Origin of the sequence: Achromobacter deleyi, assembly GCF_902859705.1 — a bacterium.
Classification (GTDB): Bacteria; Pseudomonadota; Gammaproteobacteria; order Burkholderiales; family Burkholderiaceae_B; genus Achromobacter; species Achromobacter deleyi.
In genome coordinates this window covers 1-26813 of the sequence record NZ_CADIJO010000014.1, presented here as the reverse complement: position 1 = coordinate 26813, position 26813 = coordinate 1, and the positions used below count along the sequence as shown (strand labels likewise).

The window sequence follows — 26813 nt, the reverse complement described above, 5'->3', positions numbered from 1 at the left end:
TGTTGCCTCGAGTTACCTAGGGTTTCCGCTGCCGGGCCGCGCTCGCAATACTCTCGGGAGAGCCCGAGGGAGAATCCATGCTGACCCAGCGAGACCGCGTAGCGCACCCGTGGACCGACACGCTTGCGCGCCTGGAAGACGAACGGATCATGCTCCAGCGCATTGTCGCGGGCGTGCCATTGCCCGAGGTGCTGGCGCATGTGCTGCACGCGATCGAGGCGCAGTCCAGCGTCGAGTTGCGCGCTTCCATTGCCCTGATCGACGAAACCGGCCGCCTGCTGCTGCACGGCGCCGCGCCCAGCTTGCCGGCGGCCTTCAACGCCGCGGTCGACCGCGCCCTGATCGGGCCTGGCGCGGCCTCGTGGGGGCAGGCCGCCTACACCGGCAGTCCGGTCTATGCGGAAGACATCGCCAGCCATCCCGCCTGGGAAGCCTGGCGCGAGCAGGCCTTGGAGCATGGGTTGCGAGCCTGCTGGTCCACGCCGATCAAATCGCCCGATGGCCGGCTACTGGGGGTGTTTTCCAACTACTACGGCACGCCGCGCTCGCCGTCCGCGCACGATATCGACGCGATCGCGGTGGTCACGCGCAGCGCCGCGCTGGCCATCGAACGCCACCTGACCGAACTGGCGCTGCGGCGCAGCGGCGAACGCTGGCGCGCCATGTTCGAAGGCATGCAAGAGGCTTTTTTCCTGAGCGAGGCGCTGCGCGATACGCAGGGCAACATCGTCGATTTCCGTTTCATCGAGGTCAACCCGGCTTTCGAGCGCCAGAGCGGCATGAAAGAAGGCGACACCCTGGGCCACACGCTGCGCGAAATGATCCCCGGGGTGCCGGGCCGCATTATGGACGCCTTCGCGCAGGTGGTCGAATCCGGCGAGCCCGCGCAGTTTGAATTCGCCGTGCCGGGTCCGCGCCCGGCCTGGTACGAGGCGCGCGCCCGCAAAGAGGGCGCTGACCGCATGATGGCGCTGTTCCTGGATGTCACCGCCCGCAAGACGGCCGAAGCCGAACTCTGGGAAGGGCAGCACCGCAAGAATTTCCTGATGGCGCTGGGCGACCGCCTGCGCGAACTGCCGCAGCAACAGGCCATCGAACACACCGCCTGCGAAAGCCTGGGGCAGCACCTGGCGCTGGGCATGGCGGCGGTGCTGGACTGGGCAGGCGAGGGCGCCGAACCGGTGGTGTCGACCTGCTGGCGCTGCCATCCGGGCCGCGACGATGGCCGCGGCGTGCCGGGGCCGGACCTGTATACCGATGCGTTCTACGACGCGCTGCGCAACGGCCGCACGACCTATCTTGAGCCGCTGCTGGCGCAGGCCGACGGCGAGATCCTGCCATCGGCCATCGTGGTGCCGACCGGCCGCTGGGGCCGCCAGGGCGGCGCGCTGGTGGTGCGGCCGGCGGCCGACAGCCGTTTCAAGCGCGGCGACGTGGCCTGTATCGAGGAAGTGGCCGAACGCATGTGCGGCGCGGTGGAACGGTCCCAATACGCCCGCATGCTCGAGCAGCGGGTCGAGCATGCCATCGCCGAGCGCGACCGCATCTGGCGCCTGTCGCCCGAGCTGTTGGCGGTGATCGACGGCCAGGGCCGCTACGTCAGCGTCAACCCGGCCGTGCGGCCGATCCTGGGGTGGACACCCGAGCAGTTCCTGGCCATGGGACTGCGCCAGCTGATCCATCCGGACGACTACGACGCGACGCGCAACGCGTTGGCGCAGGCGCGCAGCGCCGACGCGCCGCAAGGCGTGCGCCACCTGGAAAACCGCGTGCTCAAGCGCGATGGCGGCTACGCCTGGATCACCTGGAGCATGTCGTGGGCGCAAGACAGCCTGTACATGACCGGCCGCGACGACACGGATCTGAAATCGCAGGCCGAGACGCTGCTGGAAACCGAGAACGCGCTGCGCCAAGCCCAGAAAATGGAGGCGGTGGGCCGGCTGACCGGCGGCATCGCGCATGACTTCAACAACATGCTGCAAGGCATCACCGGCGCGCTGTACCTGATCCAGCGCAAGCTGGCGGCCGGCACGCCCGAGCAGGCCGTGCGCTTCATCAATGTGGCCATGGAATCGGCCAATCGCGCCGCCCACCTGACGCAGCGGCTGCTGACGTTTTCGCGCCGCCAGCCGATCGATCCGCAGGCCTTCTGCGTGGCCTCGACGCTGCAATCGATGGCCGACCTGTTCCATCGCTATACCGGCGAAGGCGTGTCGCTGGCGTTCGACCTGGAACCGGGCCTGTGGCCGGTGCGCTGCGACCGCAACCAGTTCGAGAACGCGCTGCTGAACCTGGTGATCAACGCGTGCGACGCCATGCCGGATGGCGGTGTGCTGACGGTAGCGGCGCTGAACACGCGGCTGGACCGGGCCTTTCTGCGGCCCTATGGCGGCGTGCAGGCGGGCGCCTTCGTCGAAGTGTGCGTGACCGACATCGGCTGCGGCATGACGCCGGATGTGCTGGCGCACGCGTTCGATCCCTTCTTCACCACCAAGCCGCTGGGCGAGGGCACGGGGCTGGGCCTGTCGATGATCTACGGCTTCGCCAAGCAGGCGGGCGGCGTGGTGACGCTGGACAGCAAGGTGGGCGTGGGCACCTCGGTCAGGATCTTCCTGCCGCGCCACGAAGGCGCGCTGGCCGATGCCGCGGCGCCCGGCCCCGAAGCCAGCCCGCCTGGCGAGCGCGCCCGCCAGGCCGTGGTCGTGCTGGTGGAAGACGATGCCAATGTGCGCGAGATGGTGCGCGAAAGCCTGGCCGAGCTGGGCATGCGGGTGATCACGGCCAACGATGGCGACGCGGGGCTGGAGCGCGTGCGCGCCACCCCGGATATCGATCTGCTGGTGACCGATGTCGGCTTGCCGGGCCTGAACGGACGCCAATTGGCCGACGCGGCGCGCGCCACGCATCCCGACCTTAAGGTGCTGCTGATGACGGGCTATGCCGAAAGCGCGGCGCGCGGGTCGGGCTTTCTGGACAGCGGCATGGAACTGATCGTCAAACCCTTTGCGCTGGATGTGCTGGCCGCGCGGGTGCAGCGCATGCTGGATCCGATCACGGTAGAGGCGCCCCGGGCAACGCCGACGCTGGGGTGACCGGGTTTCAAGCACCGGTAAAAATTGCCTGCCCGGGCGCAGGCGCCAGGGCGACGGGCCGGTGGGCATGGCGATTGCTGTAAGGACAGGGCAACTCAAAAAGGAGCCTGTCCATGAAAATCCGTGCCTTGACCCATGCAATCGTAGTGGCCGCTTTCACCGGTGCCGCCAGCCTGGGGGCTGCCGGCGCCGCCCTGGCGCAATCGGCTTCGCCCACGGCCCCGTCCACCACGCCGAACGACGGCACCGCGGTGCAGCCGAACCGGCCCGTGCCGCCGGGGCAGGCTGCGCCTGCGCCCAACGCCGCGCCCAACACCATGACCACGCCGCCCAACCTCGACAAGAACGCGGCGCCCGCGTCCGACAAGCGCAGCGGCGAAATGCCCACCCGCCATCGCGAGGCCAACGACAACGTGCCGCGCACGCCGGCAGCCGGCGCGACGCCGCCGCCCGGATACCCCAACTCTGGCGGCAGCAAATAGGCAGTCGGGCCCTGCCACAGGGAACAATGCCCACCCGCGAGGGTGGGCATTTTCTTATCGGCGGCCCGACATCACTCAATGCTGTCGACGCAATTCGGCGGGGGGCAGGCGTAGCTGGCCGCGGTACTTGGACACCGTGCGGCGGGCCAGCACGATGCCGTTGCTGGCAAGCTGCTGGGTCAGGGCGACGTCAGACAGCGGCATGGCCGGGTCTTCGGCGTCGATCAGTTCCTTGATCAGCGCGCGCACGGCGGCGGCCGAACAGGTGCCGCCGGAGTCGGTGGCCAGCTCGCGCGAGAAGAAGTGGCGGAACTCGAAGACGCCGCGCGGCGTCACCATGTATTTGCTGACCGTGGCGCGCGAGACCGTGGATTCGTGCATGTCCAGGTCGTCGGCCACTTCCTTGAGCATCAGCGGGCGCAGCGCCACCTCGCCATATTCGAAGAAGGTCTGCTGGCGCTTGACGATGGCCTCGGCCACGCGCTGGATGGTGGTGTAGCGCTGCTCCACATTGCGCACCAGCCAGCGGGCTTCCTGCAGTTCCTGCGCCATGGGGCTGCGATCGTCCAGCCGCGCGCGGCGAAACAGGTCGGCGTAGACGCGGTGCAGGCGGGCCTGCGGCATCGCGCTGCGATTGGGCACCACGCGCCAGCGCGAATGCCATTTGTCCACGAACACGTCGGGCACCACATACACCGGCGCTTGCATGTCGTAGCGGCGGCCGGGCTTGGGGTCCAGCCCGCGAATCAGCGCGCAGGCGTCGCGCAGGGCGTCTTCGGTGCAGTTCAGCGCACGGCGCAGGCCTGCGGCATCGTTCTTGGCCAGACGTTCGATCTGTTCGGCCACGATGCGCAGCGCCAGCGTGCGCAGCGGCGCACTGACGCCGGGCGCGGCGGCCAGTTGCAGCGACAGGCATTCCTGCAGGTCGCGGGCGCCCAGGCCGGGCGCATCCAGTTGCTGCACCAGGCGCAACGCGGCCAGCCATTCGCCTTCGTCGGGCGGCGGCGTGAAATCCGGGCTCAATGCGCTGCACAGGTTGGCCAGCGGGGTGCGCAGGTAGCCGTCTTCGTCCAGCGCGTCGATGATGAATTCGGCCAGCAGGCGGCCGCGCGGCTCCAGCCGGTAGTTGCCCAGGTCCGCCGACAGTTTTTCACGCATCGACACCGGGGCGCTGGCCCATTGGCCCAGGTCGTGGTCTTCGCCGTCTGAACGCGCCGGCGTCGGATAGTCGCCGGAGTATTCCGGCGCGGCCGGGGTGTCGGCGGCGGCGTCGTTGTCGCGGTCCGGCGGGTCGCCCGCGACGGCGGTTTCGATGGGCGGCTCGGACGTCATGGCGCCGCGTTCAGGTTGCGCGGGCGCCGGGTCCGCCACTTGCTCATCGGCTTCCTCAAGGAAGGGATTGGTGGCCATCGCGAGTTCGACCGCGGTCGTGAATTCCAGCGCCGACATCTGCAGCAGCTTGACCGACTGCTGCAGGCGGGGCGCCAGCGTCATCTGCTGGCGCAGGCGCAATTCTTGCATCGGATGTCCCACGCTTGCCTCCCGGAAAAACGGGTGCCGCCAGACGACGGCTCATCCTGGTACACATGCAAGAACCATGCCTGCCTGGCCCCAGGGCGAAAGCGCGGGGCGAGGGCGGCGTGCGCCCGTCCAGGGTTACAAAACGGCGGTAAGAATTCCGCGGGGTGCGTCCCCGAGGCCCGTGGGTTTGGCGCCGTCTAGGCGGCCGCCGGCCCGCCCTGTTCTTTTTCGTAGACGTCCAGCCGGTTGTAGAGCGTCTTCAGGCTGACGCCCAGGGTCTCGGCCGCCAGCCGCTTGTCGCCGCCGTGGTGGGCCAGGGTGGCCAGGATGAAATCACGCTGCGCATTGCCCAGGGCGGTACCCACCGGCACATTCAGGGCGCCGTCCTTGAACTCGGCGCGTTGCGCCGCGCGCGGCCTGGGCAGCGCAATGTCCAGCACATCATCGGACAGGATGTAGGCGCGTTGCACGGCGTTGCGCAGTTCGCGCACGTTGCCGGGCCAGTCGTGCTGCGCAATCGCATCCAGCATCGGTTTGGAAAAGCGCTTGTGGGTGGCGTGCTGGCGGTTCAGCGCATCCAGGAAGCGTTGCGCCAGGATCAGGGCATCGCCCGTGCGTTCGCGCAGGGGCGGTACGCGCAGCGGAATGACCAACAGCCGGTGCAGGAAGTCCTGCCGCAGCCGCCCGTCGGCCACCGAGGCGGCGGGGTCGCGGTTGCTGGCGCAGATGATGCGCACGTTGGCGCGCAGCAGGTCGGCGCCGCCCACGCGCTGGTAGGTGCCGGCTTCGAGCACCCGCAGGAAATGCACCTGCATGTCGGGCGGCATTTCAGTCACTTCGTCCAGGAACAGCGTGCCGCCGCTGGCATATTCGAAATAGCCGGCGTTCTGCGCCACGGCGCCGGTGAAGCTGCCTTTTTCGTGGCCGAACAGTTCGGCGTGCGCCAGCGAGCCGCTGATGGCGCCGCAGTTGATGGCCACGAATGGCCGGTCGCGCCGTGCGCTGGCATCGTGGATGGCGCGGGCCACCACCTCTTTGCCGGCACCGCTTTCGCCGACGATGAACACACTGGCATCGGTGCCGGCGGCGAGGCGCAATTGCGTGGCCAGCTTTTGCATGACGGGGGACAGTCCGGAGACGTCCAGGGGGTTGATGTCGGCAGTCGCGGCGTCCTTGCGGTCGCCGACGGAACGATCAGGCATGCGGGTATCCTCGGCCCCACGGGGCGTGGGTGACAGGCCGATGGTAGAGGGGCAGGCGGCGGCGGTTGCGACCAGTTGAAAGCAATCGAAAACTTTAGTGGATCGTATCGAATATTTACGTCCGGCCGGCACAGAGTGGCTATGCTCGAACTTGGCCGGAAAAAGGGCCCGGGCGCCGCTCGGGCTGCCGCGCCTCGGAGCCGTCATGCCTCACCTGCTGATCGTCGAAGACGACGACGCTATTCGTGAAACCTTGGCCGAGATCGGCCGCGACAGCGGCTTCACGGTGGCGCTGGCCGCCAGCGTGAAGGACGCGCTGATCCAGCTCGAACGCCAGGCGCCCGACCTGGTGCTGACCGACGTGCGCCTGCCCGGCGGCAGCGGCATGGACATCTTCAAGAACGTGGCCGTGGCCAGCGCCGAAGTGGTGGTGATGACCGGGCACGGCACCGTCGACAACGCCGTCCAGGCGCTGCGCCTGGGCGCGACCGACTACCTGACCAAGCCCATCTGCATGGATCGCCTGAACGAGATCCTGACGCGGGTCGTGGCCAATGCCGGCGGCGAACGACCGGGCACGCCGTTCGAAGAGCCGGGCCGTTTCGGCAAGATGTACGGCTCGTCGCCACCCATGCGCGAGCTCTATCGCCAGGTCGGTCGCGTGGCGCCCACCGATGTCACGGTCTTGCTGATCGGCGAAAGCGGCACGGGCAAGGAACTGGCGGCCCACGCCATCCACGAGCTCAGCCGGCGACGCCAGCGGCCGTTCATCGCGGTCAATTGCGGGGCGATTTCGCCGCACCTGATCGAAAGCGAAATGTTCGGTCACGAACGCGGCAGCTTTACCGGGGCCGACCGCCAGCACAAAGGCTACTTCGAACGCGCCGACGGCGGCACGCTGTTCCTGGACGAAGTGACCGAAATGCCGCTGGACCTGCAGGTCAAGCTGCTGCGGGTGCTGGAAACCGGCCAGTTCATGCGGGTGGGCACCAACCGCGAGATCGGCTGCGACATCCGCATCATCGCGGCCACCAACCGCAACCCCGAACAAGCCGTGCAGGAAGGCAAGCTGCGCGAAGACCTGTATTACCGCCTGAGCGTCTTTCCGCTGGAACTGCCGCCGCTGCGCGAGCGCGGCGACGACATCGCCTTCCTGGCGGATCGCTTCCTGCAGGCCCAGAACCAGGACGTCGGCAGCCACAAGGCGTTTTCCGCGCGTGCCAAGTCCGCCCTGGCGCAGTACGAATGGCCGGGCAATGTGCGTGAACTGAAGAATTTCGTGCGCCGCGCCTTCATCATGGCCGAAAGCGACGAACTGGACGTCGACCTGCTGGCGCCGCAAGTGTCGCCCGGCGGCGACCTGGCCGCGGGCGGGCAGGTCACGGTGCCTGTGGGCGAGACCCTGGCCGAGGCCGACCGCCGCTTGATCCTGGCCACGCTGGAACGCTGCAAGGGCGTCAAGAAGCAGGCCGCGGCGGTGTTGGGCATCAGCCCCAAGACGCTCTACAACCGGCTTGAAGAATACGCGGCGGCGGGCTACGCGCTGCCGGGCGAGCCGCCGCCGTCGTCCTCTTCCTCGGCATCGCGTTGATGCGCGACCCAGCCGCCGCTACACAGGGCGACGGCGGGCGCGCTGCGCGCGCTTACTTGCCGTAGCGGGTCTTCAGGTCCGCCATGCAGGCGTCCTTGGCGTTGCCCGACATGGCATCGCACTTTTCCTTGCCGACCTTGTAGTCCGCCTCGTTGCGCGTCTTGGCCGCATCATGATTGGCTTCGGCCTTTTCCTTGCCGGCCTTGGCGTCGGCGCGGGCCTTGTCGCGCGTGGCTTCGGCCTGCTTCTGGCAGACGTCCTTCTGGTTGCCCTTCATGGCGTCGCACTGCTTCTTGTCCATCTTGTATTGGTTGTCGATCTGCTCGCTGCTGCGCACTTGCGTCGTTTGCGCCGCCACCGGCAGCGCCAGGGCCGACAGGCACAGGGCCGCGGCGGGAATGAGCGTGAGGGACAGGCGGGTCTTGGACAGATTCATGGATCACTCCTTTGGATTGGAACGGCCGATGATTGGTCGTTCCGCACGGGTCCTTTAGCAAGCCGCGTGCCCATGGCAGCCAGGAACGCGGCTTGCGCCAAAGGGGCGAGCGCCGGTCCGATCCAGGCGGCGCGGCGCCAGGAGAAAACCATGAGCCAGCCAGATGCCAGTACGACCTCGAATGAGACCCAGGGCAAGACCCCCGGCAATACCGACCCCAAAGCGCCGCGGGATGACGACGACGCCGCTCGCCGCAGCGGCCAGTTCGGCAGCGACAAGCCGGGCGCGGAACAATCCGGCGCGCCCGAGCGCCCGGCCGACAAGACGCCGCATCCGAAAGGGCCCGAGTATGAAGAGGGCGGGCCGTATCCCGGCACCCGCAAGCCAGGCAACTGAGGCGTTCAGTCCTCGTCGGCGCCCAGCCGGAACAGCAGTACCACGCAGTGCAGCGCCGCCAGGCCCACCAGGCCATAAGCGACGCGCGCTGCCGTGGCAGACGGCAGTACCCGCGCGAACACATCCAGATTGACCGCGGCGATCAGGCCGCAGTTGACGCCGCCGACCACCAGCGCGATCAGGGCGATCCAGTCCAGCGGCGCCAGGGCGCGCCGTCCCGCCGCGTTGCGCGGGGCGGGCTCGCCTTGCGCGGCCGCCGCTTCGTCGTCTTCGCCGTATGCGTACATGTCCCGTTCCTTTGCCTGCCGCAGGTAAATCCTGCCCGGCCTGGCGTTTATTGCGCGTCTGACGACGCGGCGTCTTGTTCCGCGGGATGGGCCGCACCCCTGTGCCCTGCGCTTACGTCTGGTCACCTGATGGCCCCCTCAGCAAGCGGCGTGCCGCGTCGGCCCGGCGGGCATGGCAGTTGCTGCCCCTGGTTCATGGCCGATGGCGGGCCGTGCCAGGGCGAGGCGCCGGCCACATCCATGGCGCAATGAACCCGCCGCCGTGGGGCGGCCAAGGAGACGGACATGAACAAGAAGAAAATTTTGCAACGCCTGGCCGCGATTTGCCTGTCGGGTGGCGTGGCGGCGTCCTGGGCGGCGGTGGCCGCCGGGTTGTCCGAGGCCGACAGCCATTTCCTGCAGGCGGCTGCGGCGGCCGATGCCTTTCAGGTGCAGGCGGCCGGTCTGGCGCGTGAGCGCGCCGCCAGTACGGAAGTGCGTACCTTCGCCGCCAAGATGCAGGCGCAGCACCAGGAGGACGGCGCGGGGCTCAAGCGCCTGGCCGCCAGCAAGCAGGTGACGCTGCCAGACCAGCCCGAGCCGGCCGACCAGCGCACGCTGGAAACCCTGGCCGGCAAGACCGGTACGGAATTCGACGCGCTGTATACGGACCAGGTGGCGGTCGCCGCCCACGCCAAGACCGATGCGCTGTATCGCGATGCGGCGCGGCAGGCCGGCGATGCGCAGGTGCGCCAGTTCGCGGCGCAGGCCGGGCCCATGCAGGCCGACCACCTGACGCTCGCGCGCGCCTTGAAACGTGATCCCGCCGCGCGGCAGGACCAGATCCAGCCCGCGACCCGTGGCGAGCCGCCCGCGGTATCACCGGCCGCGCGCGAGGCGCCGGCTTCGGTGGCGCCGGAGAAATAGGCGGGCAGGCCGGGCTTGGCGCATCGGGCTGGTCGTGTCAGGCACGCCGCTTGCTGTGAGGACGTCGCCCGCGCCACCCGGCGTTGGCACTCCATCCATGTGAGAAAGGAATTGCCATGAACAAGGATCAAGTGAAGGGTCGTGTCAACGAGGCCGCGGGCAAGGTGAAGGAAGTGGCCGGCAAGGCCACGGGCAGCACGTCGACGGAAATCAAGGGCGCGGCCCAGAAGATCGCCGGCAAGACCCAGGCGGCCTACGGCGACGCCAAGGAAAAGGCGCAGAAGTAAACGCTGCGCCTTGCTGCGGGACCCCATGGGCGCCGCGCCATCGATGGCGCTGCGCCCATTGTGCGTGGCGCGTCGTCGTCTTTACTGCTGCCGGCCCACGATGACGCCGAACAGGAACGCCGCGCCGGCCACCAGGCCGACTGCCTGCCAGGGACGCGCGTGGATGTATTGCTCGGTGCAGTCGATGGTTTCGCGCACCATGTCGTGCGCGGTGTCGGACGCATCGCGCAGGCTGCGGCGGGTGTCGCGCAGTTGGTCGGCCAGGCGCGTCTTGAGCGCTTCCAGATCGGTGGCGGTCGCGTCGCTGAGCGTGGCCTCCAGGTCGTCGATCCAGCTTTCCGGATGGCGACGCCGTCCGCGCGCGCCGCGGTCGTCGGGGCCGTGCTCGGGGAAGTCCGAGGGCAGGGGAGTATGGTTGTTGGCCATCGATAGCTCCTGGGTGGGCGTTGGGGGAATGTCCTTTTTACCCAGCAAGCGCCGCGCCTGCCATCAACGCCACATCCGCTTTCAATTCTGACGGCTGCCGGGGCCGCCGCCGGCCTCAAGGCTGCCTGGCGTCAGGCCTTATCCAGGAAAGCCAGCAAGCGCCGTTCGTCTGCGCTCAAGCCGCGCGGGCCGGCCGGCGCCGGGGCGTGCGCGGGCAACTTGCCAGCCAGGTAGGTGTCGACGATCAAGGGATGCACATAACAGGCGCGGCACACGGCCGGGGTGTTCGCCAGCCGCTGCGCCACCTGCTTGATGACTTCCACCACCTCTTGTCTGGCCTGGCGTTCGTCGACGAACGGCCGCCGTTGCAGCGCGGCGTAGGCCAATACCGACCCGGCCCACGTGCGGTAGTGCTTGGCGGTGAAGTCGGCCGCGCCGGCCTCGCGCAGATAGGCGTTCACCGATTCGGAATCGACCGCGTGCGGATTGCCGTCTTCGTCCAGATACTGGAATAGCTGTTGGCCGGGAATGTCCAGGCAACGCTTGATGACGCGGGCGATGCGCCGATCGGTCACCGTCACGTCGTGTTCGACGCCGCTCTTGCCGCGAAAGCGAAAGCGCAACCGATCGCCCCGCACCGTGGCGTGGCGCCGCGTCAGCGTCGTCAGTCCATACGACCGGTTGGCGCGCACGTATTCGCGGGCCCCGATGCGGATCAGCGTGTCGTCCAGCAATTGCACGACCACGCCGATCATCTTGGCTTGTGCCAGGCCCGCCATCCGCAGGTCGCGCGCCACCTGGCGGCGGATGCGCGGCAGGCTCGCGCCGAACTCGCGCAGGCTGCCGTACTTGTCGGCATCGCGCTGCTGCGCCCAGGCCGGGTGATAGCGATATTGCTTGCGGCCGCGGGCGTCACGGCCGGTGGCTTGCAGATGGCCCCAGGCCAGCGGGCAGATCCAGACGGCCTCGTAGGCGGGCGGAATGGCCAGGGCACGGATGCGGTCCAGTTCGGCGGCGCGCCGGATGCGCCGGCCCGTGGTGTCCAGGTAGTGGAAGGTCGCCGCGTTGACGCGCACCCGTGAGTACCCGGGGCGGGTGTCATCCATGTAGACCAGCTTGCCGTCGACAGGGGGCGCTGCCCCGGGGGGCTTGGGGCGTGCGCTGGGGGATTGTCCGGTGGATGTCGTGGCGTGTGCCCTGGGTGGTGCCATGTCGGCCTCCTGCAAGTCGCGGCAGGACCTTAGCAAGCGGCATGCCCGTACGCGCAAAGCCGCCCGGGCACGCCACTTGCTGTCAGTGGCGCGACAGGCAACAAAGGAGCGTTTGCATGGCGAAGACACTACAGGACTTCACGGTCGCCATCCTGGTGGTGGATGGCTTTGAACAGGTGGAACTGACCGGGCCGCGTGACGCGCTGCACGCCGAAGGGGCGCGCACCGTCATCGTGTCGGCCAGGCGCGGGCCGGTGCAAGGGATGCATCACAACGACAAGGGCGACCGTTTCGAAGCGGACCTGATCTTCGCCGAGGCGAGCGCCGAGACGTTCGATGCCGTCCTGCTGCCGGGGGGTGTCGTCAATGCGGATGAGATCCGGCTGCATCCCAAAGCGCGAGAATTCGTGCATGCGATGCACGAAGCGGGCAAACCGCTGGCCGTGATCTGCCATGGCGCCTGGCTGCTGATTTCCGCCGGCCTGGTCAAGGACCGGAAGATGACCAGTTGGCCCTCGTTGGCCGACGACCTGCGCAATGCGGGCGCCGACTGGGTGGATGAAGAGGTGGTGGTGGATGGCCGGTGGATCAGCAGCCGCAAGCCGGACGACATTCCCGCCTTCAACCGCGAAATCCTGCGCGTGTGCGCGCTGGTGCGCCATTGAGTGGCGCCGCGGTGCCGGGTACGCGGGGCCGGAGGGTTCCGGCTTCGCACAAAGCAGCACCTTTACAGGAGAGTGCCATGTCTGCCGATCTATACCTGCATGTCCCGCCCAAGCCGGAACCGATTCCGCCGGGCTCGCCGCCGGGCGATCTGCCGGTCGATCCCGATACCGATGAGCCGGAGGTGGATCTGCCGCCGCTTGAGCCGCCGGTGAAGGAAAAACTCGCGCGTGTCCATTGATACGCGTCAGTCCACTCGACGTACCCACCAAGAAAAAAGGATGAAACCATGTCCACCATTTTGCTGATCATTCTGATATTGCTGCTGGTAGGCGCCGTGCCGGCGTGGCCGCATAGCCGAGGCTGGGGCTATTACCCCAGCGGGTTGCTGGGGATCGTGGTCATCGTCCTGATCGTGTTGCTGCTGACGGGCCGGATATAGCGGCCGCAGACGCCTTGCCTGGCTGACACGCCCGCTGTCGCGGCATCAGGCGCGCCGGGCCGTCGGCCCGGGCGCCTGCGTGGCCGCCAGCCGACCGCGGTGCTTGAGCCGGCGGCGGCTGATCCAGATGACCAGCCCGGTCACGAAGAACAAGAGCGGCAGCAGGCCCAGCACCGCCGTCAGGATGCGGCTGGGCAGTCCGAACAGGCTGCCCGAATGCAGGGGGAACATCACCGCCAGCAGGCGTTGGCCGGCCGTGCCCGACAGGGGATCGGCCGCCGACACCAACACGCCGCTGCGCATGTCGATGAACAGGCGCAGCGTGCCGACCGGCTGCCAGTCGTCCGCGCGGCGCATGCGGGCCTGGTAGACGCCATTGGCGGCATCGCGCCTCAGCATCACGAGCGTGGCGGTGGCGGGCGCCGCTTCGCGCGCCTTTGCGGCCGCGCCATCCCAACCCACTTCCGTTTCGGCAGGCGCCAGCGGCGCCAGCTTGGCCGTGCGCGCGTCCACCGGGACGCTCATGACGCTGGACACCAACTGCCGGCCCAACTGCGGCAGGCCCATGAAAAAGCCGCTGCCCGCAACCACCAGCAAGAAAATGGCGGAAATCAGGCCCGCGGCGCGGTGCAGCTCATAACTGGTGCGAAACGCGCCGACCCCGCGCGTCACCGATACCGAACGGCGCCAGTGGCCCGGACGCGGCCAGGCCAGGTAGACACCCGCCAGCAATAGCACCACCCAGGCCACCGCCAGCCAGCCCAGCACTTCGCGGCCGGTCTTGCCTTGCAAGAGCGTCATGTGCCAGCGCAGCAGCAGGGGCATGACGTGGGCGCGGTCCAGCGACACCGCGTCGCGGTTGCGGCTGGCCAGCAACTGGCCCGAGCAGGCATCCACGCCGGCCTCGTTGTCGGCCGTGGAGGCGTGCTTGAACTGCACGCGGTAGCTGTCGGCACCGGATTCGGGCAGGGTGATGGCATTGACCGCCGCACCCGGCCAGGCCTGCTGCACGGCCTGCGCGGCGGCAGACGGCGGCAAGGGCGTGGCGCAAACGCCCGCACGGTTGCGCAGCATGGCCGAATTCAGCCAGCCGTCAAGTTCATGGTCGAACGCCAGCAGGCTGCCCGAAAGGCCGGCCAGCACCAGCACCACGCCCAGGATCAAACCCACCCAGCGATGCAGGGTGGACAGGGCAGTGCGCAGGGTCTTGCGGTGCTTGGCTTTCATGACGCGATCAAGGGCGGGACAGGCAGGTGGCGCGCAATTGTACCGAGGCGTAATATTCGCCGGCCTGTTTTTTGGCGGCCGGTGCAATCACGCGCGGTGCGCCGCAGCAGGCACCCTCGACCCGCCGCGTTCCTGACCGCATTTCCGACCGCATTCCGACCCGCAGCAACATGAAGATCCCCCTCCTGATCCTGATCGAAAGCGTGCATGACTTCCTGCCCGCCATCGAAGACCGCGGCTTTCGCTGCATTCTTGCCACCACCCCCGAACAACGCGCCCGCGCCATCCGCGAACACGCCGACGAGATCCGCGTGGTGCTGACACGCGGCGCGACCGGCTTTCATGCCGACGAAATGGCGGCCTTGCCCAAGCTGGAGTTGATCTGTTCGCTGGGCGTGGGCTTCGAGAACATCGACGTGGCCGCGGCGCGGGCGCGCGGCCTGCGGGTCACGCACGGCCCCGGCGCCAATGCCACCTCGGTGGCCGACCACGCCATGGCGCTGCTGCTGGGCACGGCGCGGCATTTGCCGCAGGCCGACGCCTGGGTGCGCCAGGGGCACTGGAATGGCTTCATGGGGCCGCAGGTGTCGGGCAAGCGCCTGGGCATTCTGGGGCTGGGCACGATCGGCCTGGAAATCGCCAGGCGCGGCGCGCTGGGCTTTGGCATGACGGTGGGCTACTACAACCGGCGGCCGCGTCCGCAGAGCGGCTACACGTACTACGACAGCCCGCTGGCGCTGGCTGCCGAGTCCGACTTTCTGGTGGTGGCCACGCCCGGCGGCGCCGACACGCGCCATCTGGTGAACGCGGCCGTGCTGGAGGCGCTGGGGCCACAGGGCTATCTGGTGAACATCGCGCGCGGCAGCGTAGTCGATACCGACGCCCTGATCGCGGCGTTGGCCGAACGCCGCATTGCCGGCGCGGGGCTGGACGTGGTGGAAGGCGAACCGGTGGTGCCCCCGGCGCTGTTCACGCTGGACAATGTGGTGTTGACGCCGCACAGCGCGGGCCGTTCGCCCGAAGCGGTGTCGGCGACGGTGGCGTTGTTCCTGGAAAACGCCACCGCGCATTTCGGCGGCAAGCCGGTGCTGACGCCGGTGCCGGGTTCGCAGGGCTGACCGGCTGGCCCGCGCGGAGCAAGCCGTTCGCGCGACGCCGGGTGGCGGGCGGCTCTCTGTGCGAGAGCCGCGCGGACCTTAGTGCGAGAACATGATCGGCACGGTCATGCTCTTCAGGATGGACGCGGTGGCGCCGCCCATGGCCCATTCGCGGAACTTGCTGTGGCCGTAGGCGCCCATCACGATCAGGTCGGCGCTGTAGTCGGCCGCTGCATTCAGGATGGTGCTGCCGACGCCCACGCCCTTGATGTCGCGGCGCACATGGTCGGGCGCCGGCATGCCCTGGGCGATGCAATAGGTGGCCAGGTCTTCGAACGGCGCGGCTTCGCCCTTGCGGGTGGCGGCGCCTTCGTCCATGGTCAGCACCACCAGGTGCGAGGCCGAACGCAGCAGCGGCGCGGCGTCCGCCAGGGCGCGCGCGGCTTCGCGGCTGCCGTCCCAGCACACCAGCACGCGGTCGCCGATCACCGGGAAATCGCCGCTGGACGGCACCACCAGCACCGGGCGGCCGGCCGTCAGCAGGGCCTGTTCGACGAATTCGGTTTCGTGGGCGGCCTCGACGTCCTCGCGGTTTTCCTGGCTGACGACGATGAGATCGCTGGTACGGCCATACAGCGCCACCGTGGCGCTGGGGGTGTTGTCACCGGCGCGCACCACGGCCGGCACATCCGCGTTGGCGGCGGCTTCCAGGAAGGCGTTCTGCACCGCGCCGCGGTTCTGCGACTGCAGGTCGCGCATCACGCTCAGGGTCTTGGACATCAGCACGGATTCGCCGTAGTAATACTGCGGCGGCGCCGAGCTGGCGTAGATGCCGACCAGTTCGGCCTTGTGGCGCTGGGCCAGCGCCAGCGCGACCTGCGTGCGGCGGGCGCAATCGAACCCGTGGTCCAGGTGTACGGAAATGCGGCGATACATGGCGGCCTCCTTTTCAGCGCGACAGGCCTTTATCGTTGCGCGTTCCGCGCATTCCGCCCTTGACGCAGGTCAAGGCGCCCGCAGTTAGGCGGGGCCGGCGCAAGCGCCATTCAGGCCTGCTGCACCCGTTCGCGCAATTGCCTGACCTGGCGCGCCTGTTGCGCGATGCGGTCCAGCGGCCCCGCCAGGGTGGGCGCGGCCGCCGCCAGCGCGGCGGGCACCGCCAACTGCCGGATATCGGTGGCGGGCGGCGCGTCCTGGGGATGCAAGGCATGCGCCAGCGCCTGGCCGTAGTCGCGCAGCACGGGGGCGGCGGCGCTGTCCGGCGCCAGCGCGGGCTGGATTTCCAGCACGGTGCCGGCCGCGGTCACGCGGCGCATCGCGGCCAGCAGGTTCACGGCAGTATCCACATTGCGGTCGCGGTGCACGGGATTTTGCTGCAGGCGTTGCAGCGAGGCCTCGGCGTTGTCGGCCGACAGGCAGGCCAGGCGCCGCAGGCCGACGATGTCTTCGGCCGCGCCCGCGCCGCTCTTGTCGCGGGTCAGCGCCAGAGTGTAGGCGGCATGGCGGTCCAGCGCGCGGCTCAAGGCGCCGGCCAGTTGGCGCGGTTCTTTCTCGGGCCACACCAGAAAGCCCACCAGCAGCGCCAGCACACCGCCCAGCACGCTGTTGAAGGCGCGCAGCGCAGCCAGCATGGGCTCGTAGATGTCGGGCTGCTGGATATGGCTGACCAGCACGAACTGCGAGGTCAGGAAAAACGTGAACAGCGCGTAATGGATGGTGCGGGCCGCAAAGGTGCCCAGGGCGATCGGCAGCACCGCCAGCGCCACCGACAGCGGCGTGGTCAGCAGCAAGCCCAGCAGCGAGGCGCCGATGGCGCCGGCCACGCTGCCGATCACGCGTTCGACGGTGCGCTGCCAGGTGGTGGCGAAGTAGGGCTGCAGGATGAAGACCAGCGTCAGCGACATCCAGTAGCCGTGGTTGACGGCAAAGGTCTTGGACAGCGCCACGGCGATGGTGGCGCCGATGCCCACCCGCAGCGCGTGGCGGAACGCGTCGGATTCGAAGCGCAGGTTCTGCCGCAGGCTGCGCCACGCCGCGCGCGCGGGGGAATCGGCGCGGGCGGCCAGCGCCGGCACGTCGGGCGCGCCGTCACGGTCGAACAGCGCCTGCATGACCGACTGCGCGTTCTGCTGCAGGCGGTCCAGCACCGGCACCATGGTGGCCAGGTCCGGGGCATAGGCCATGGCTGCGCCGCGCAGCTCGTGCAGGCCGGCGCCGAAGTGGGCCAGCCGTTCGCGCAGGCATTCGGCCTGCTTGGCGTCGGTGACGTCGGACGTGCTGGCGATGGCGTTGGCCACGCTGGCGTAGCGGTGGAAGGTGTGCGACAGGTTGGCGCCCGCGCCCCGGCCCAGCCAGCGCGGCGCGTTCGATTCCAGCAGGTCGGCCGCCGCCACCAGTGCGATGAAGCTGTCTTCGGCGTTGTCCAGCAGATAGAACAGCTGCTGGGCCCGGGCGCGGCGCGAAGGCCGCGCGTCCTGCACTTCGCGGATGCGGCCGCGGGCGGCTTCCAGGGCGGCGCGCAGGGCGCTGCGCTGGGCGCGGGTGACGGCGCTCCAGGCCTGCGGACCGCCGGCGGGGGCCAGGCCGGAATACATGCGCGCCAGGGCGTCGCCGAAATCGGCCAGGCCGCGATAGCAGTGCGCCACGGCGTGGGTCGCGTCTTTCCAGGGGCGGCGGCGCCAGACCAGTGCGGTCATCAGGATGGCCCACAGCGCGCCGGCCACGAAGAACAGCGTGTACGACAGGCTGGCCGCCAGCGTGGGCGCCGGCAGTTCGGCCGCCACCACGAAGCCGGCCGACAGCAGCGTGCCGACGATGGCGGCCGCCGGCCCCAGCACCCGCAGCAGGCCGCCGAAGGTGCAGCAGACGAAAGTCAGCGGCAGCAGCAGCCACAGGTGGCCGGCGCTGGCGCTGGCCAGAAAGCAGAACAGGGCGCCGATCAGGCCCAGCGCCAGCATCGAGCCCGCCCGTTGGCGCAGCGGCCCGCCGGGGTCGCCAAAGCAGGCCCAGAACGCGGCAATCGCCGTCCAGCCCAGGCGCGGCTCGTGCGCCAGCACGGCCAGGATGACGGGCGCGGCGCTGATGGCCGCCGCTTGCAGGGCGTCCAGCCACAGGACATTGCGCGCCGAATTGCGCCAGCGGGAAAGCAAAGTAGTCACGCGGAAAGCCAAAAAAAACGCAACGCTACCATGTCGACAAGACAAAAAAATAATGAATTTTCAGAGCGTCCGATTATTGGGATTTTCATGAATCATCAGGCATAAATACTACTGGTTACATATGTGTGACTTTGGCGCCGCAAGCGCGCACAATTGCCTGGAATAAATGTGCGAAATCGCATAAAAAAACATTGGCGATCGAATAGCGAATGCGCTGGGTAAGTAACGCTAGGCAGTCAATAACCCTGCAAGCCGAATGTGAATACTCATGTCCAATGTGCCTCGGTCTGCGCCCGGACAGCGCAGGCCGTACTCCGGGGCACTTAAGGAGCAAACATGACGCCAAATCACGAGGCTTCCACAAGCTCGGTGGTCAGCGACGACGAAGTCGCTGCCATGATTACCGGCAAAGATGGCCTGCGGGTGCTGCTGCAACCCCAGGTGGATTTATTGACGGGCCGCATTGTGTCGGCCGAGGCCTTGGCGCGCTGGCAGCATCCGCGCCTGGGTATTGTCATGCCTGCCGAATTCATTCCCGCCGTCAATCGGCTGGGGCTGGACCGCACCCTGTTCGAACGGGTGGCGCAGCGCGTCATCGACATGCTGCAGACCATGCGCCGAACCGGCATGGCGATACCGGTGGCGATCAATGCGCCGGCCTCGACCCTGTCCGATGAGCGCTCGGTCGATTTCCTGCTGGCACGCATCCATGCCGCGGAATTGCCGGCGTCGCTGCTGCGGGTCGAGCTGACCGAAGACCAGCCCATCAAGGAACTCGAAGCCCTGCGGGCCACGCTGGCGCGGCTGGAAGAGGCCGGCTGCGAGGTCAGCCTGGACGATTTCGGTACCGGCCATGCGTCCCTGAAACTGCTGTCCGCCATTCCGTTGTCCGAAGTCAAGATCGACCAGTATTTCGTGACCCGCATGCGCCGTAGCGCAGTGGCGTTCGAGGTGCTGCGCACGGCCGCCGAGCTGGCCACCCGGATGGGCTGGCGGGTGGTGGCCGAGGGCGTCGAGAACGTGGCCGACATTCCGGCCTTGCGCGCCGCGGGCTGCCGGTACGGCCAGGGCTATGCGCTGGGCCGTCCGATGCCGCTGGACGATCTGATGATGCGCCTGCGGGTGCAGCGCGACCGTGGCGAGCCGCTGGCCGCGCCGGCCAGCTATGCGTCGGCATGGCTGGACGCCTTCGATCCGCAGGACGCCGAAACCGGCCTGCCGGTGCACGTCACCACGCAATAGGGCAGGCCCAATCAGGGTCTGACCCGCCTGGCCCGGCCGCCTTTTCTACCCCTCGCATCCCTAAATTACCGGGGCCGCAACGGCCTGGCCGGGGCCCGCCGCGTGGCCGGCCCGGGCGGCGCCGGGCTTGGGCACGCCAGTTGCTACTCCCTGTGTGGCGGAATGGTTCCGCCGACTAGGAGACTTGCAATGGCAAACCCGAATCAGCCCGACCAGCAAAAGCAGCCCCAAAAGCAGCAGACGCAGGAAAGCCCGAAGGATCGTGACCAGCCAGGTCAGCAACAGCCCGGCCAGGGCGGCCAGCACATGGACAAGGACGGCAAGCCGGGCCAGCAGCCCGGCCAAGCCGGCCAGCAACGCCCGCAGACGCAGCGTTGATGCGCTGACGACGTTTAGGGCCTATTAACGGGCCCTGGTGAGCCCGCGTTGCGGCGACGGCCGGCAGGCGCAGGGTGAGTGGCGGCGATGCCCGTGCGGGGAACCCTGCGCGGGCATCGCCGTTTCTGGCTCGGCCATGAGGCGTAGCCGGGCCGCCGCGTGACGGGGGCCTGGTTTGGCCTGCATTGGGTTTGCATTTGGCCTGCATCCTGGCCTGCATCGTGCCCCTGGTGGCCGTGTACCGGTAGCGCCGCATGCCTTGCGCCGCGGCGAGCCGGTCGGTAAGGTGCAGGCAAGGCCGCCCGTTCCTTGCCGCGACGCGCCCGCGTTGCGGCCACCGCCACAGGATCCCCGATGAGTCTTCAATCCGCCGCGCCGCGCCGCCGTTCGCCCCTGGGCATGGCCTTGGCCATTGTTGTGCTGCTGGCCGCCGTGCTGGCGGTGCTGGCGCTGGCCGGCACACGGCTGGTCGAACTGCGCATTGCCAATATGCTGGGGCCGCGGGCACAGGTGGGCAATGTGCAGGTCGGTTTGCGGCAGGTGGTGCTGACCGACGTCAAGATCGCGGGCACGGGCGACGCGGCGCCGGCCAGCGCGCGGCGCGTGGTGGCCGAACCCGAATGGATGTCGTTCCTGCAGCACGAGGCGGTGTTTCGCAAGGTCACCATCGAGGGCTTCGATTTTGCCGTGCTGCGCACGCCGGATGGCGACATGCAGATCTCGCCGGCCTTGCAGTCGGCGCTGCGCGAGGCCGACAAGGCCAATGATCCGTCGCGCCGCAAAGACCCGATCCGCGCCGATGACATCGTGCTGACGGACGGGCGGCTGGACTTCCTGGATGCGGCGATTTCGAAGCCGCCGCACCGCATTCCGTTCAACCAGGTCACTGCGCGGCTGCATCCGCTGGTGCTGCCGGCGGACGGCCAGCGCAGCGAGATGGAATTCAAGGGGTCAGTCGAAGACAACCGCAACGGCGCCGCCACCGTCACGGCGACCGGCTCGCTGGAAGTAGGGGGCACAGACGCCGACATGAAGGTGGCGGTACGCAATATGGATATTCGCTATGCCGCGCCGTATCTGGCGGAAAACGGCGCGGGTTCACTGTCGGGCGGCGCGATGGACCTGGACATGCAGACCTCGATCGCCAAGCGGCAATTGAAGGCGTCTGGCGTGGTGGCGCTGCATGGCTTGAAATTCAGCGGCGATGGCTCGCTGTTTTCGTTGCCGCGCAAGGCGGTGCTGGCGGCCATGGAAGACCCCCATGGCGCGCTGCGCATGGAATTCAGCCTGTCCGGCAGCCTGGACAATCCCAAGTTCTCGGCGTCGCGCGGGTTCGCGGCGCAGATTGCGCGCGGTGTCGGGCACGTGCTCGGCGTGGGGGCCGAAGGCGCGGCCAGCGGCGTCGCCGGCGCCGTCAAGGACGTCGGCGACGCGATCTCGGACCTGTTTTCGCCCGGCTCCGACAAGCGTTGATCACCCGCGCAGGGCCGGCGCGACCCTCAGAACCGGTAGTTGGCGCTCAGTTCCACGCGGCGGCCTTCGCCCAGCAACCATTGGGTCTGGTTGTAGTAGGCGGTTTCGGCGTATTGGCGGTCGAACACATTGAATGCCCGTAGCGCCAACGTCAGGTCGCGGCGCGGCTCCCATTGCAAGGCCAGGTTGGTGGTGGTGTAGCCCGCCATTTCCAGGGTGTTGGCGGCATCCGCGAAACGCCGGCCCACGTAGCGCACCCCGGCGCTGGCGGTCCATTGCGGCGCAAATTTCCAGCTGACCCAGGCATTGGCGACCCGTTCGGGCACGTCGGTGGGCACATTGCCTGCCCGCGACACGGCCGTGCCGTTGACCGATTCGCTGAAGTCGTCATAGCGCGCCCGCAGCACGGCGGCATTCAGGTCCACCCGCCAGGCCGGGGTCAGTTCGACCCCCAGCGTGGCTTCCAGCCCGCGCGACGATTGCTCGCCCACCTGGATGCGCAGCGACGGATCATTGGGGTCGCGCGTCACCAGGTTGTTCTTGCGGATATGGTAGGCGGCCAGGGTCCATTGGCCCTTGTTGTCCCAGAACGTCTGCTTGACGCCCACTTCCACCTGGCGGCCCTTGGACAGCTCGAAATCCTTGTTGGCCGGCGACAGCAGCAACAGGCTGCCGATGGGGTCTGCGGCCTCGGCGTACTGGCCATAGACCGACAGCGTGGGCAACACGTCGTAGACGGTGCCGATGCGCCAGCCGACATTGTTGAAGGTGGTGTCGAACGCCGTCTGCCCGGCCACCAGGTCGCGCCGCTTCAGGTCGATGTGGTCGTAGCGCAGGCCGCCCAGCACCGACCAGCGTTCGGTCAGCATCAGGCGATTTTCGGCGAACAGCGCGTATTGGTCGGCCGTGTTGCGGTAGCGCGGCGTGGTGCCGGCGACATTGATGAAACGGCCGTGGTCGACGTCGTACGGGTCCACCAGCGACGTGCCCGAATAGGGTGAATTGTTGGTGTGCTTGAGCGAGGCGTGGTTGAGCTCGACGCCCACCGCCACCTTGTTGGCCAGGCCGAACAGATGGCCGTCGAAGCTGGCGTCGGTGACCGTGCCGACCTGTTGCTGGTCGTGGCGGATGTCGGTGTAGGCGCTGCGCTGGATCAGGCCGCTGGCCGGCTGCCAGGTGTAGTTCTCAGCGTCGCGGTAGTCGCGGTCGCTGCCGATGTAATAGACGCGGCTGCGCACGCGGGTGGCGGGGTTGGGCGTCCATTCGGCCTTCAGTTCGGTGCGGTTGTCGCGATAGATGATCTTGCTGTCGGCCACGTTGTAGTTCTTGCCGCGCAGGCTGTAGTCGATGTCGCCGTTGATCAGCGGCGTGCCGAAGTAGCGCGTCGGTTCCTGCCAGGCATAGGCCTGGGTCAGCGTGAAGTTCAGGTCCGGCGACACATCCAGCCGCAGCGCGGCCGTGACGGCGAAGTCGCGTGAATCGCCCAGGCTGATGCCCGAATTGCTGTGGTTGCCGCTGATGTCCAGCCGGTACGACCATTTGTCGTCCAGCGCGCCGCCGCTGCCAAAGCCCAGGCGCTGCGTGTCATGCGTGCCGACGGTGGTCTGGATCTCGTTTTCGATGGGGCCGCGGGTGGGCTTCTTGGGAATCACGTTGACCACGCCGCCGATGGCGCCTTCGCCATACAGCACCGAGGCCGGGCCGCGCAGCACTTCGATGCGGTCCACGGCCCAGGGGTCGTAGATGAACGTCTGGCCGACGCCGCCGAACTGGCGCACGCCGTCATACAGCTGGGCTACGGAATTCGAATCGGTGAAGCCGCGCGACGACAGCGACGAGCCGCCGTTGCCGGGATGGCGCATGGCGCTGATGCCGGCCGCCTGCGTGATGGCGTCGGTGACGTTGACCGCGCCGCGTTCGCGCAGTTGTTCATTGCTGATGACGTCGATGCTGGCGGGCGTGTCGAACGGCGTCAGGCCCAGCAGCGTGCCGGTGCTGGCCTGTTCCAGCAAGGTGGCCGACGGCGCGTCGGCCGAGACGGAAATGGCGGGCAGCGTGGCGACACTGCGCGAGGCGGCTTGCGACGGTGTGGCAGACGGGGCTGCGGTGGGGGCAGCCGTTGGGGCATTGGTGGGGACGGCCGTGGCCGGCAGCGTCTGCGCGTGCAGGGCCGGCGTGAAGGCGAGCGCGGTCCAGACGGCCACGCGCCGTTTCAGGACGCGGCGCGTCCTGGGGCAAGTAAAAGACATGGAATTTCTCGGTATGCCAAAGAAGCCGCACGGCGTGCGGCGAAGCGATCAGCTGATAACCGGGAAAAGAGGCGGGGCGCGGGCGCCCAGCGGCGGGCCGGGCGGGAATCCTTCGGCGACGGCCGGCGGGGCACGCGCGGCCAGCGGATGGGCCATGACGGCCGTGCTGGCCAACAGCGGCGCGGGCGAGGGCGGCAACGCCACCGCCGCCAGCATGGCGCCCATGGGGCAGGCGGCGGCCTGGGCCGCGTGCCGTTCGTCGGGGGCATCGCTATGTTTGGCGGGCCCGGCGACCCAGATGGTGCCGGCGGCCGAGCACAACTGGATCAGCGTGCCTTGCTGCGCGGCGGGCATGAAGCCCTGGGGCACCATGGCCTTGAGCGCGAACAGCGCCAGCACCAGCCACAGCGTGGCGGTGTTGCGGGCGAAGGGCAGGAACGGGCGGCGCATGGTCGGCGCCCATTCTAGAAGGTTTTGCGGGCGCGGTGGCACCGGGCGCGGGGGGCGGCCTGCGACGCATCGCCGCAGGCCGCCGCGTTCACGTCGGCGTCACACCGTCCTGGCGGCCCAGAATGCCGTGCGCACGCCGGGCGCTGCCGCGATGCGGGCGGTGACGCGGTCCAGGTCCAATTCGTCGACCGACGCTTCGCTCAGCGCGGCCTCGATCTCGACCTCGTTTTCGCCGAACTGGTCGATCTTCAGTTCAGAGAGGGGCAGCTGTTCTTCTTCCAGCACGTCTTCCAGCACGGTCATGGCGGCCTGGCGCTGGTCGACATGCGCGATGACGTGGATGACGGTGGTCACTTCCGTGGTCTGCGCGTCCACCGGCTGGCGGTTGACGTAGCTGACCACCGGCCGCAGCAGCGTGTTGGCGGCCAGTACGAACACGGTGGCCGCCAGCGCTTCGAGGATCAGCGAGGCGCCGGCGCACGCGCCGATGGCGGCCGAGCCCCACAGCGTGGCCGCCGTGTTCAGGCCGCGGATGCTGCCGCCTTCGCGCATGATGGCGCCCGCGCCCAGGAAACCCACGCCGGACACGACATAGGAAATGACGCGCGCGCCGCCGTCGGGGCCGCCGACGCGAAAGGCCATGTCCACGAAAATGGCCGCGCCCACGGCCACCAGGGCGTTGGTGCGCAGGCCGGCCGTGCGTTGACGCACCTGGCGCTCGAAGCCCACGATGGAGCCCAGCACGAAAGCCGTGGCCAGGCTGATGAGCGTGTTGGCCAGCGTCAGCAGCTGGATGTTTTCGAAGTTCTTCATGTTGTTCTACTCGAATGCAGCGTGTTTTTTTACGAATACGGCGGGGCCAAGGGGTGACCGATGGGCGCCGGCCGGGCCGGCGCCCTTCAGGGCAATTGCCAGACCGACAGCGCCGTCAGCACGAAAGCCAGCAGCCAGATCAGCAGCAGGGCGGCTACCCGCGCGACAAGGAGGCATTTGTACGGGTCTTTCATGACAGTCTCCTTTCCGTCATTCAGGCCGGCAGCACGGCCAGGCTGGCGCCGGCCTCGTTTTCCCAGTGCACGCGGCGCACGTCGGGGCTTTGGCCCAGCCGCAGGGCGACGGCGTTGAGCAGGCCGCGCAGTTGCGGCGGGCACTGCAGCGTGACGATGGTGCTGGCCAGTTGGCCGGCATCCGCACGCGAGATGCGCACGTTGAGCACGCGCAGGTCCAGCGCTTGCAGCTCGTAGTACAGCTGCTTGCGCAGCGCGTTCAGGGTGTCGGCCAGGCTGACGATGGTGAACTGGTAGGTGGGGGTGGCAGCCGGTGCGGCGGGCGCGGCGGCGTGGCCGGCGCCACGCAGGGCGGCGGCCCCATCCAGGAAGGGGAGGAGTTTCTTGATGCGCATGGTCGTCTCCAGGGGGAGTACGGTGGAAGGTCCACATGCAGGCGCCGCCTGGCCGGCGCGGCGCGGGCGCAACAAAGCCCGCGGTATGCGTCGGTAAGGGGTATTCGGGGGAGGGCTGCGGCCTGGGCAGTGCGTGCATCGCACGTTGGCTGTCCGGGGCCGAATGCCGTGTCCTGGCTTTACGCAGGACTTGGCAGATGATGCTGCGAAGAATCCTGCGTCAAGCGGCGCGAGCAGTCGTGTATCGACTACATCCGTCGTTGTCCACAATGATCTCGGGGTGGTTGAAAGTGCTGCGATTATAAATAGGCATTAGGGAAAACACCAAGAAAAAAATGCAGCGTGGCGGTTCTTTTTCGGAGGCCCCGTGGCGATGCCTTGAAGACGCTCGCCACGGGGGCCGCCCAGCGGCGGTTCAGGGCGTGCCGGCGTAGTACTGGCTCAATGCCTGGACCTCGGCATCGGTCAGGCGCTGCGCAAAGGCCCGCATCACGCCCACATCGTCGTTCTGGCGCGAGCCATTGCGAAAGGCGTTGATCTGGTCGACGAAATATTCCTTGGGCTGGCCGGCCAGCCGGGGCAACAGCGGCCCTTCGCCCAGGCCGCGCAGGCCGTGGCAGTTGGCGCAGGCGGGCAGGGCGCGTGCGCCATCGCCCGCCTGGTCCAGCTTGCGCGCCGCTTCGCCGCCGACGTCGCCCACGTGCAGCGGCGGGCCGGCCAGGCTGCCGTAGTAGGCCGCCAATTGGCCGATTTCCTGCTCGGTCAGCGCCTGGGCGATGCCGTTCATCAGCGGCACCTTGCGCGTGCCCTGGCGGAAATCGGTCAATTGCTTGGCCAGGTATTCGGGCGTCATGCCGGCCAGGTTGGGGAAGATGCCGCCCAGCGGCGTGATGCCGGCCTGCCCGTGACAGGCGACGCAGGCCTGCACTCCGGCAGCCGGCCTGCCGGTGGCGGCCAACTGCTTGCCGAGGGCGGGGTCGGCGCCTTGCAGCATGCCTTCCCAGGCGGGCCGGGAGGCGCTGAAATCCAGCGCGCTGCGGCCAGGCACGGGCGTGGGCGCGGCGGTCGGGGCACTGGCAGTCGGGGCGGCCGTCGTTCCTGTCGCTACGCCGGCAGGTGCTGCGGGGGGCGCGCCGGAAGCCGCGGGCGCCGCAGTTGCAGGCGCGGGCGCCGGTGTCGCGGCCGGGGCCGCTGC

General features: G+C 68.5%; 27 protein-coding genes. 13 read left to right on the top strand and 14 right to left on the bottom strand.

Annotation, left to right across the window (positions count from 1 at the left end):
* The first annotated feature begins 77 nt into the window (after positions 1-77).
* Together HV798_RS19585 and HV798_RS19580 are read left to right on the top strand one after the other, a co-directional pair.
* Positions 78-3092, top strand: a complete 3015-nt coding sequence (locus tag HV798_RS19585) for a PAS domain-containing protein (protein ID WP_175193478.1) — start codon at positions 78-80, stop codon at positions 3090-3092.
* Positions 3093-3205: 113 nt separating this feature from the next.
* Complete coding sequence (locus HV798_RS19580; RefSeq protein WP_175193477.1) at positions 3206-3574, top strand: hypothetical protein; 369 nt, start codon at positions 3206-3208, stop codon at positions 3572-3574.
* A gap of 75 nt (positions 3575-3649) precedes the next feature.
* Here the strand turns inward: HV798_RS19580 and HV798_RS19575 are convergent, their stop codons facing one another.
* Together HV798_RS19575 and HV798_RS19570 are read right to left on the bottom strand one after the other, a co-directional pair.
* Positions 3650-5095 carry an RNA polymerase factor sigma-54 gene (locus HV798_RS19575; RefSeq protein WP_175193476.1) on the bottom strand — a complete coding sequence of 482 codons (1446 nt, stop codon included), beginning with the start codon at positions 5093-5095 and terminating at the stop codon, positions 3650-3652.
* A gap of 197 nt (positions 5096-5292) precedes the next feature.
* Complete coding sequence (locus HV798_RS19570) at positions 5293-6297, bottom strand: sigma-54 interaction domain-containing protein (RefSeq protein WP_281360905.1); 1005 nt, start codon at positions 6295-6297, stop codon at positions 5293-5295.
* A 205-nt stretch (positions 6298-6502) separates the two neighbouring features.
* Between HV798_RS19570 and HV798_RS19565 the strand changes: the two genes are divergently transcribed.
* Positions 6503-7888, top strand: coding sequence for a sigma-54-dependent transcriptional regulator (locus HV798_RS19565; RefSeq protein WP_175193475.1), 1386 nt, complete (start codon positions 6503-6505; stop codon positions 7886-7888).
* A gap of 52 nt (positions 7889-7940) precedes the next feature.
* Here the strand turns inward: HV798_RS19565 and HV798_RS19560 are convergent, their stop codons facing one another.
* Positions 7941-8324 (bottom strand): hypothetical protein, encoded by a 384-nt coding sequence (locus HV798_RS19560; RefSeq protein WP_025140782.1) that lies wholly within the window; start codon positions 8322-8324, stop codon positions 7941-7943.
* 150 nt (positions 8325-8474) lie between these two features.
* Here HV798_RS19560 and HV798_RS19555 point away from each other — a divergent pair, with 150 nt between their 5' ends.
* Complete coding sequence (locus tag HV798_RS19555) at positions 8475-8720, top strand: hypothetical protein (RefSeq protein ID WP_175193474.1); 246 nt, start codon at positions 8475-8477, stop codon at positions 8718-8720.
* 5 nt (positions 8721-8725) lie between these two features.
* Here HV798_RS19555 and HV798_RS19550 read toward each other — a convergent pair whose 3' ends face one another.
* Positions 8726-9007, bottom strand: coding sequence for a DUF378 domain-containing protein (locus HV798_RS19550; protein WP_175193473.1), 282 nt, complete (start codon positions 9005-9007; stop codon positions 8726-8728).
* Positions 9008-9292: 285 nt separating this feature from the next.
* Between HV798_RS19550 and HV798_RS19545 the strand changes: the two genes are divergently transcribed.
* Entirely contained in the window at positions 9293-9913 is a 621-nt protein-coding gene (locus HV798_RS19545; RefSeq protein ID WP_175193472.1) for a DUF4142 domain-containing protein, read from the top strand.
* 116 nt (positions 9914-10029) lie between these two features.
* Positions 10030-10200, top strand: a complete 171-nt coding sequence (locus HV798_RS19540) for a CsbD family protein (protein WP_025140778.1) — start codon at positions 10030-10032, stop codon at positions 10198-10200.
* A gap of 81 nt (positions 10201-10281) precedes the next feature.
* On the opposite strand, the gene HV798_RS19535 is transcribed toward HV798_RS19540, so the two are convergent.
* Together HV798_RS19535 and HV798_RS19530 are read right to left on the bottom strand one after the other, a co-directional pair.
* Complete coding sequence (locus tag HV798_RS19535; RefSeq protein WP_175193471.1) at positions 10282-10626, bottom strand: ElaB/YgaM/YqjD family protein; 345 nt, start codon at positions 10624-10626, stop codon at positions 10282-10284.
* Positions 10627-10757: 131 nt separating this feature from the next.
* Positions 10758-11732, bottom strand: a complete 975-nt coding sequence (locus tag HV798_RS19530; RefSeq protein ID WP_246288988.1) for a DNA topoisomerase IB — start codon at positions 11730-11732, stop codon at positions 10758-10760.
* A 221-nt stretch (positions 11733-11953) separates the two neighbouring features.
* Between HV798_RS19530 and HV798_RS19525 the strand changes: the two genes are divergently transcribed.
* The 3 genes from HV798_RS19525 (at position 11954) to HV798_RS19515 (ending at position 12942) form a co-directional block, all read left to right on the top strand.
* Positions 11954-12502 carry a type 1 glutamine amidotransferase domain-containing protein gene (locus HV798_RS19525; RefSeq protein WP_175193469.1) on the top strand — a complete coding sequence of 183 codons (549 nt, stop codon included), beginning with the start codon at positions 11954-11956 and terminating at the stop codon, positions 12500-12502.
* A 77-nt stretch (positions 12503-12579) separates the two neighbouring features.
* Positions 12580-12741, top strand: a complete 162-nt coding sequence (locus HV798_RS19520) for a hypothetical protein (protein WP_175193468.1) — start codon at positions 12580-12582, stop codon at positions 12739-12741.
* Between the two features lie 48 nt (positions 12742-12789).
* Positions 12790-12942, top strand: coding sequence for a DUF3309 family protein (locus HV798_RS19515; protein WP_042885785.1), 153 nt, complete (start codon positions 12790-12792; stop codon positions 12940-12942).
* Between the two features lie 45 nt (positions 12943-12987).
* On the opposite strand, the gene HV798_RS19510 is transcribed toward HV798_RS19515, so the two are convergent.
* Positions 12988-14169 (bottom strand): PepSY-associated TM helix domain-containing protein, encoded by a 1182-nt coding sequence (locus HV798_RS19510; protein WP_175193467.1) that lies wholly within the window; start codon positions 14167-14169, stop codon positions 12988-12990.
* A gap of 170 nt (positions 14170-14339) precedes the next feature.
* Here HV798_RS19510 and HV798_RS19505 point away from each other — a divergent pair, with 170 nt between their 5' ends.
* Positions 14340-15287, top strand: a complete 948-nt coding sequence (locus HV798_RS19505) for a 2-hydroxyacid dehydrogenase (protein ID WP_175193466.1) — start codon at positions 14340-14342, stop codon at positions 15285-15287.
* A gap of 78 nt (positions 15288-15365) precedes the next feature.
* Here HV798_RS19505 and HV798_RS19500 read toward each other — a convergent pair whose 3' ends face one another.
* Together HV798_RS19500 and HV798_RS19495 are read right to left on the bottom strand one after the other, a co-directional pair.
* The gene (locus tag HV798_RS19500) at positions 15366-16202 is read right to left on the bottom strand and encodes a universal stress protein (RefSeq protein ID WP_175193465.1); all 837 of its coding nucleotides are present in this window, start codon (positions 16200-16202) and stop codon (positions 15366-15368) included.
* Between the two features lie 110 nt (positions 16203-16312).
* Positions 16313-18424: an FUSC family protein gene (locus HV798_RS19495; protein WP_175193464.1), complete on the bottom strand. Its 2112-nt coding sequence runs from the start codon at positions 18422-18424 to the stop codon at positions 16313-16315.
* Positions 18425-18760: 336 nt separating this feature from the next.
* Between HV798_RS19495 and HV798_RS19490 the strand changes: the two genes are divergently transcribed.
* The 3 genes from HV798_RS19490 (at position 18761) to HV798_RS19480 (ending at position 21517) form a co-directional block, all read left to right on the top strand.
* Positions 18761-19666: an EAL domain-containing protein gene (locus tag HV798_RS19490; RefSeq protein ID WP_025140771.1), complete on the top strand. Its 906-nt coding sequence runs from the start codon at positions 18761-18763 to the stop codon at positions 19664-19666.
* A gap of 189 nt (positions 19667-19855) precedes the next feature.
* A complete protein-coding gene (locus tag HV798_RS19485) occupies positions 19856-20044 on the top strand; it encodes a hypothetical protein (protein ID WP_025140770.1) in 189 nt (62 codons plus the stop codon).
* Between the two features lie 354 nt (positions 20045-20398).
* Entirely contained in the window at positions 20399-21517 is a 1119-nt protein-coding gene (locus HV798_RS19480; RefSeq protein ID WP_175193463.1) for a DUF748 domain-containing protein, read from the top strand.
* Between the two features lie 26 nt (positions 21518-21543).
* On the opposite strand, the gene HV798_RS19475 is transcribed toward HV798_RS19480, so the two are convergent.
* The 5 genes from HV798_RS19475 to HV798_RS19455 all read right to left on the bottom strand — a co-directional run bounded on the left by HV798_RS19475 (position 21544) and on the right by HV798_RS19455 (position 26666).
* The gene (locus HV798_RS19475; protein ID WP_175193462.1) at positions 21544-23766 is read right to left on the bottom strand and encodes a TonB-dependent receptor; all 2223 of its coding nucleotides are present in this window, start codon (positions 23764-23766) and stop codon (positions 21544-21546) included.
* 48 nt (positions 23767-23814) lie between these two features.
* Complete coding sequence (locus HV798_RS19470) at positions 23815-24216, bottom strand: DUF2946 family protein (protein WP_175193461.1); 402 nt, start codon at positions 24214-24216, stop codon at positions 23815-23817.
* Between the two features lie 99 nt (positions 24217-24315).
* Entirely contained in the window at positions 24316-25029 is a 714-nt protein-coding gene (locus tag HV798_RS19465) for an MgtC/SapB family protein (RefSeq protein ID WP_025140766.1), read from the bottom strand.
* Positions 25030-25243: 214 nt separating this feature from the next.
* Positions 25244-25618: a hypothetical protein gene (locus HV798_RS19460; RefSeq protein WP_175193460.1), complete on the bottom strand. Its 375-nt coding sequence runs from the start codon at positions 25616-25618 to the stop codon at positions 25244-25246.
* A gap of 415 nt (positions 25619-26033) precedes the next feature.
* Positions 26034-26666 carry a c-type cytochrome gene (locus tag HV798_RS19455; protein WP_246288963.1) on the bottom strand — a complete coding sequence of 211 codons (633 nt, stop codon included), beginning with the start codon at positions 26664-26666 and terminating at the stop codon, positions 26034-26036.
* Positions 26667-26813: the final 147 nt, after the last annotated feature.

Coding starts and splice junctions, on each gene's coding strand:
- HV798_RS19585 (WP_175193478.1), top strand. CDS start 78: ATGCTGACCCAGCGAGACCGCGTAGCGCACCCGTGGACCGACACGCTT.
- HV798_RS19580 (WP_175193477.1), top strand. CDS start 3,206: ATGAAAATCCGTGCCTTGACCCATGCAATCGTAGTGGCCGCTTTCACC.
- HV798_RS19575 (WP_175193476.1), bottom strand. CDS start 5,095: ATGCAAGAATTGCGCCTGCGCCAGCAGATGACGCTGGCGCCCCGCCTG.
- HV798_RS19570 (WP_281360905.1), bottom strand. CDS start 6,297: ATGCCTGATCGTTCCGTCGGCGACCGCAAGGACGCCGCGACTGCCGAC.
- HV798_RS19565 (WP_175193475.1), top strand. CDS start 6,503: ATGCCTCACCTGCTGATCGTCGAAGACGACGACGCTATTCGTGAAACC.
- HV798_RS19560 (WP_025140782.1), bottom strand. CDS start 8,324: ATGAATCTGTCCAAGACCCGCCTGTCCCTCACGCTCATTCCCGCCGCG.
- HV798_RS19555 (WP_175193474.1), top strand. CDS start 8,475: ATGAGCCAGCCAGATGCCAGTACGACCTCGAATGAGACCCAGGGCAAG.
- HV798_RS19550 (WP_175193473.1), bottom strand. CDS start 9,007: ATGTACGCATACGGCGAAGACGACGAAGCGGCGGCCGCGCAAGGCGAG.
- HV798_RS19545 (WP_175193472.1), top strand. CDS start 9,293: ATGAACAAGAAGAAAATTTTGCAACGCCTGGCCGCGATTTGCCTGTCG.
- HV798_RS19540 (WP_025140778.1), top strand. CDS start 10,030: ATGAACAAGGATCAAGTGAAGGGTCGTGTCAACGAGGCCGCGGGCAAG.
- HV798_RS19535 (WP_175193471.1), bottom strand. CDS start 10,626: ATGGCCAACAACCATACTCCCCTGCCCTCGGACTTCCCCGAGCACGGC.
- HV798_RS19530 (WP_246288988.1), bottom strand. CDS start 11,732: ATGGATGACACCCGCCCCGGGTACTCACGGGTGCGCGTCAACGCGGCG.
- HV798_RS19525 (WP_175193469.1), top strand. CDS start 11,954: ATGGCGAAGACACTACAGGACTTCACGGTCGCCATCCTGGTGGTGGAT.
- HV798_RS19520 (WP_175193468.1), top strand. CDS start 12,580: ATGTCTGCCGATCTATACCTGCATGTCCCGCCCAAGCCGGAACCGATT.
- HV798_RS19515 (WP_042885785.1), top strand. CDS start 12,790: ATGTCCACCATTTTGCTGATCATTCTGATATTGCTGCTGGTAGGCGCC.
- HV798_RS19510 (WP_175193467.1), bottom strand. CDS start 14,169: ATGAAAGCCAAGCACCGCAAGACCCTGCGCACTGCCCTGTCCACCCTG.
- HV798_RS19505 (WP_175193466.1), top strand. CDS start 14,340: ATGAAGATCCCCCTCCTGATCCTGATCGAAAGCGTGCATGACTTCCTG.
- HV798_RS19500 (WP_175193465.1), bottom strand. CDS start 16,202: ATGTATCGCCGCATTTCCGTACACCTGGACCACGGGTTCGATTGCGCC.
- HV798_RS19490 (WP_025140771.1), top strand. CDS start 18,761: ATGACGCCAAATCACGAGGCTTCCACAAGCTCGGTGGTCAGCGACGAC.
- HV798_RS19485 (WP_025140770.1), top strand. CDS start 19,856: ATGGCAAACCCGAATCAGCCCGACCAGCAAAAGCAGCCCCAAAAGCAG.
- HV798_RS19480 (WP_175193463.1), top strand. CDS start 20,399: ATGAGTCTTCAATCCGCCGCGCCGCGCCGCCGTTCGCCCCTGGGCATG.
- HV798_RS19475 (WP_175193462.1), bottom strand. CDS start 23,766: ATGTCTTTTACTTGCCCCAGGACGCGCCGCGTCCTGAAACGGCGCGTG.
- HV798_RS19470 (WP_175193461.1), bottom strand. CDS start 24,216: ATGCGCCGCCCGTTCCTGCCCTTCGCCCGCAACACCGCCACGCTGTGG.
- HV798_RS19465 (WP_025140766.1), bottom strand. CDS start 25,029: ATGAAGAACTTCGAAAACATCCAGCTGCTGACGCTGGCCAACACGCTC.
- HV798_RS19460 (WP_175193460.1), bottom strand. CDS start 25,618: ATGCGCATCAAGAAACTCCTCCCCTTCCTGGATGGGGCCGCCGCCCTG.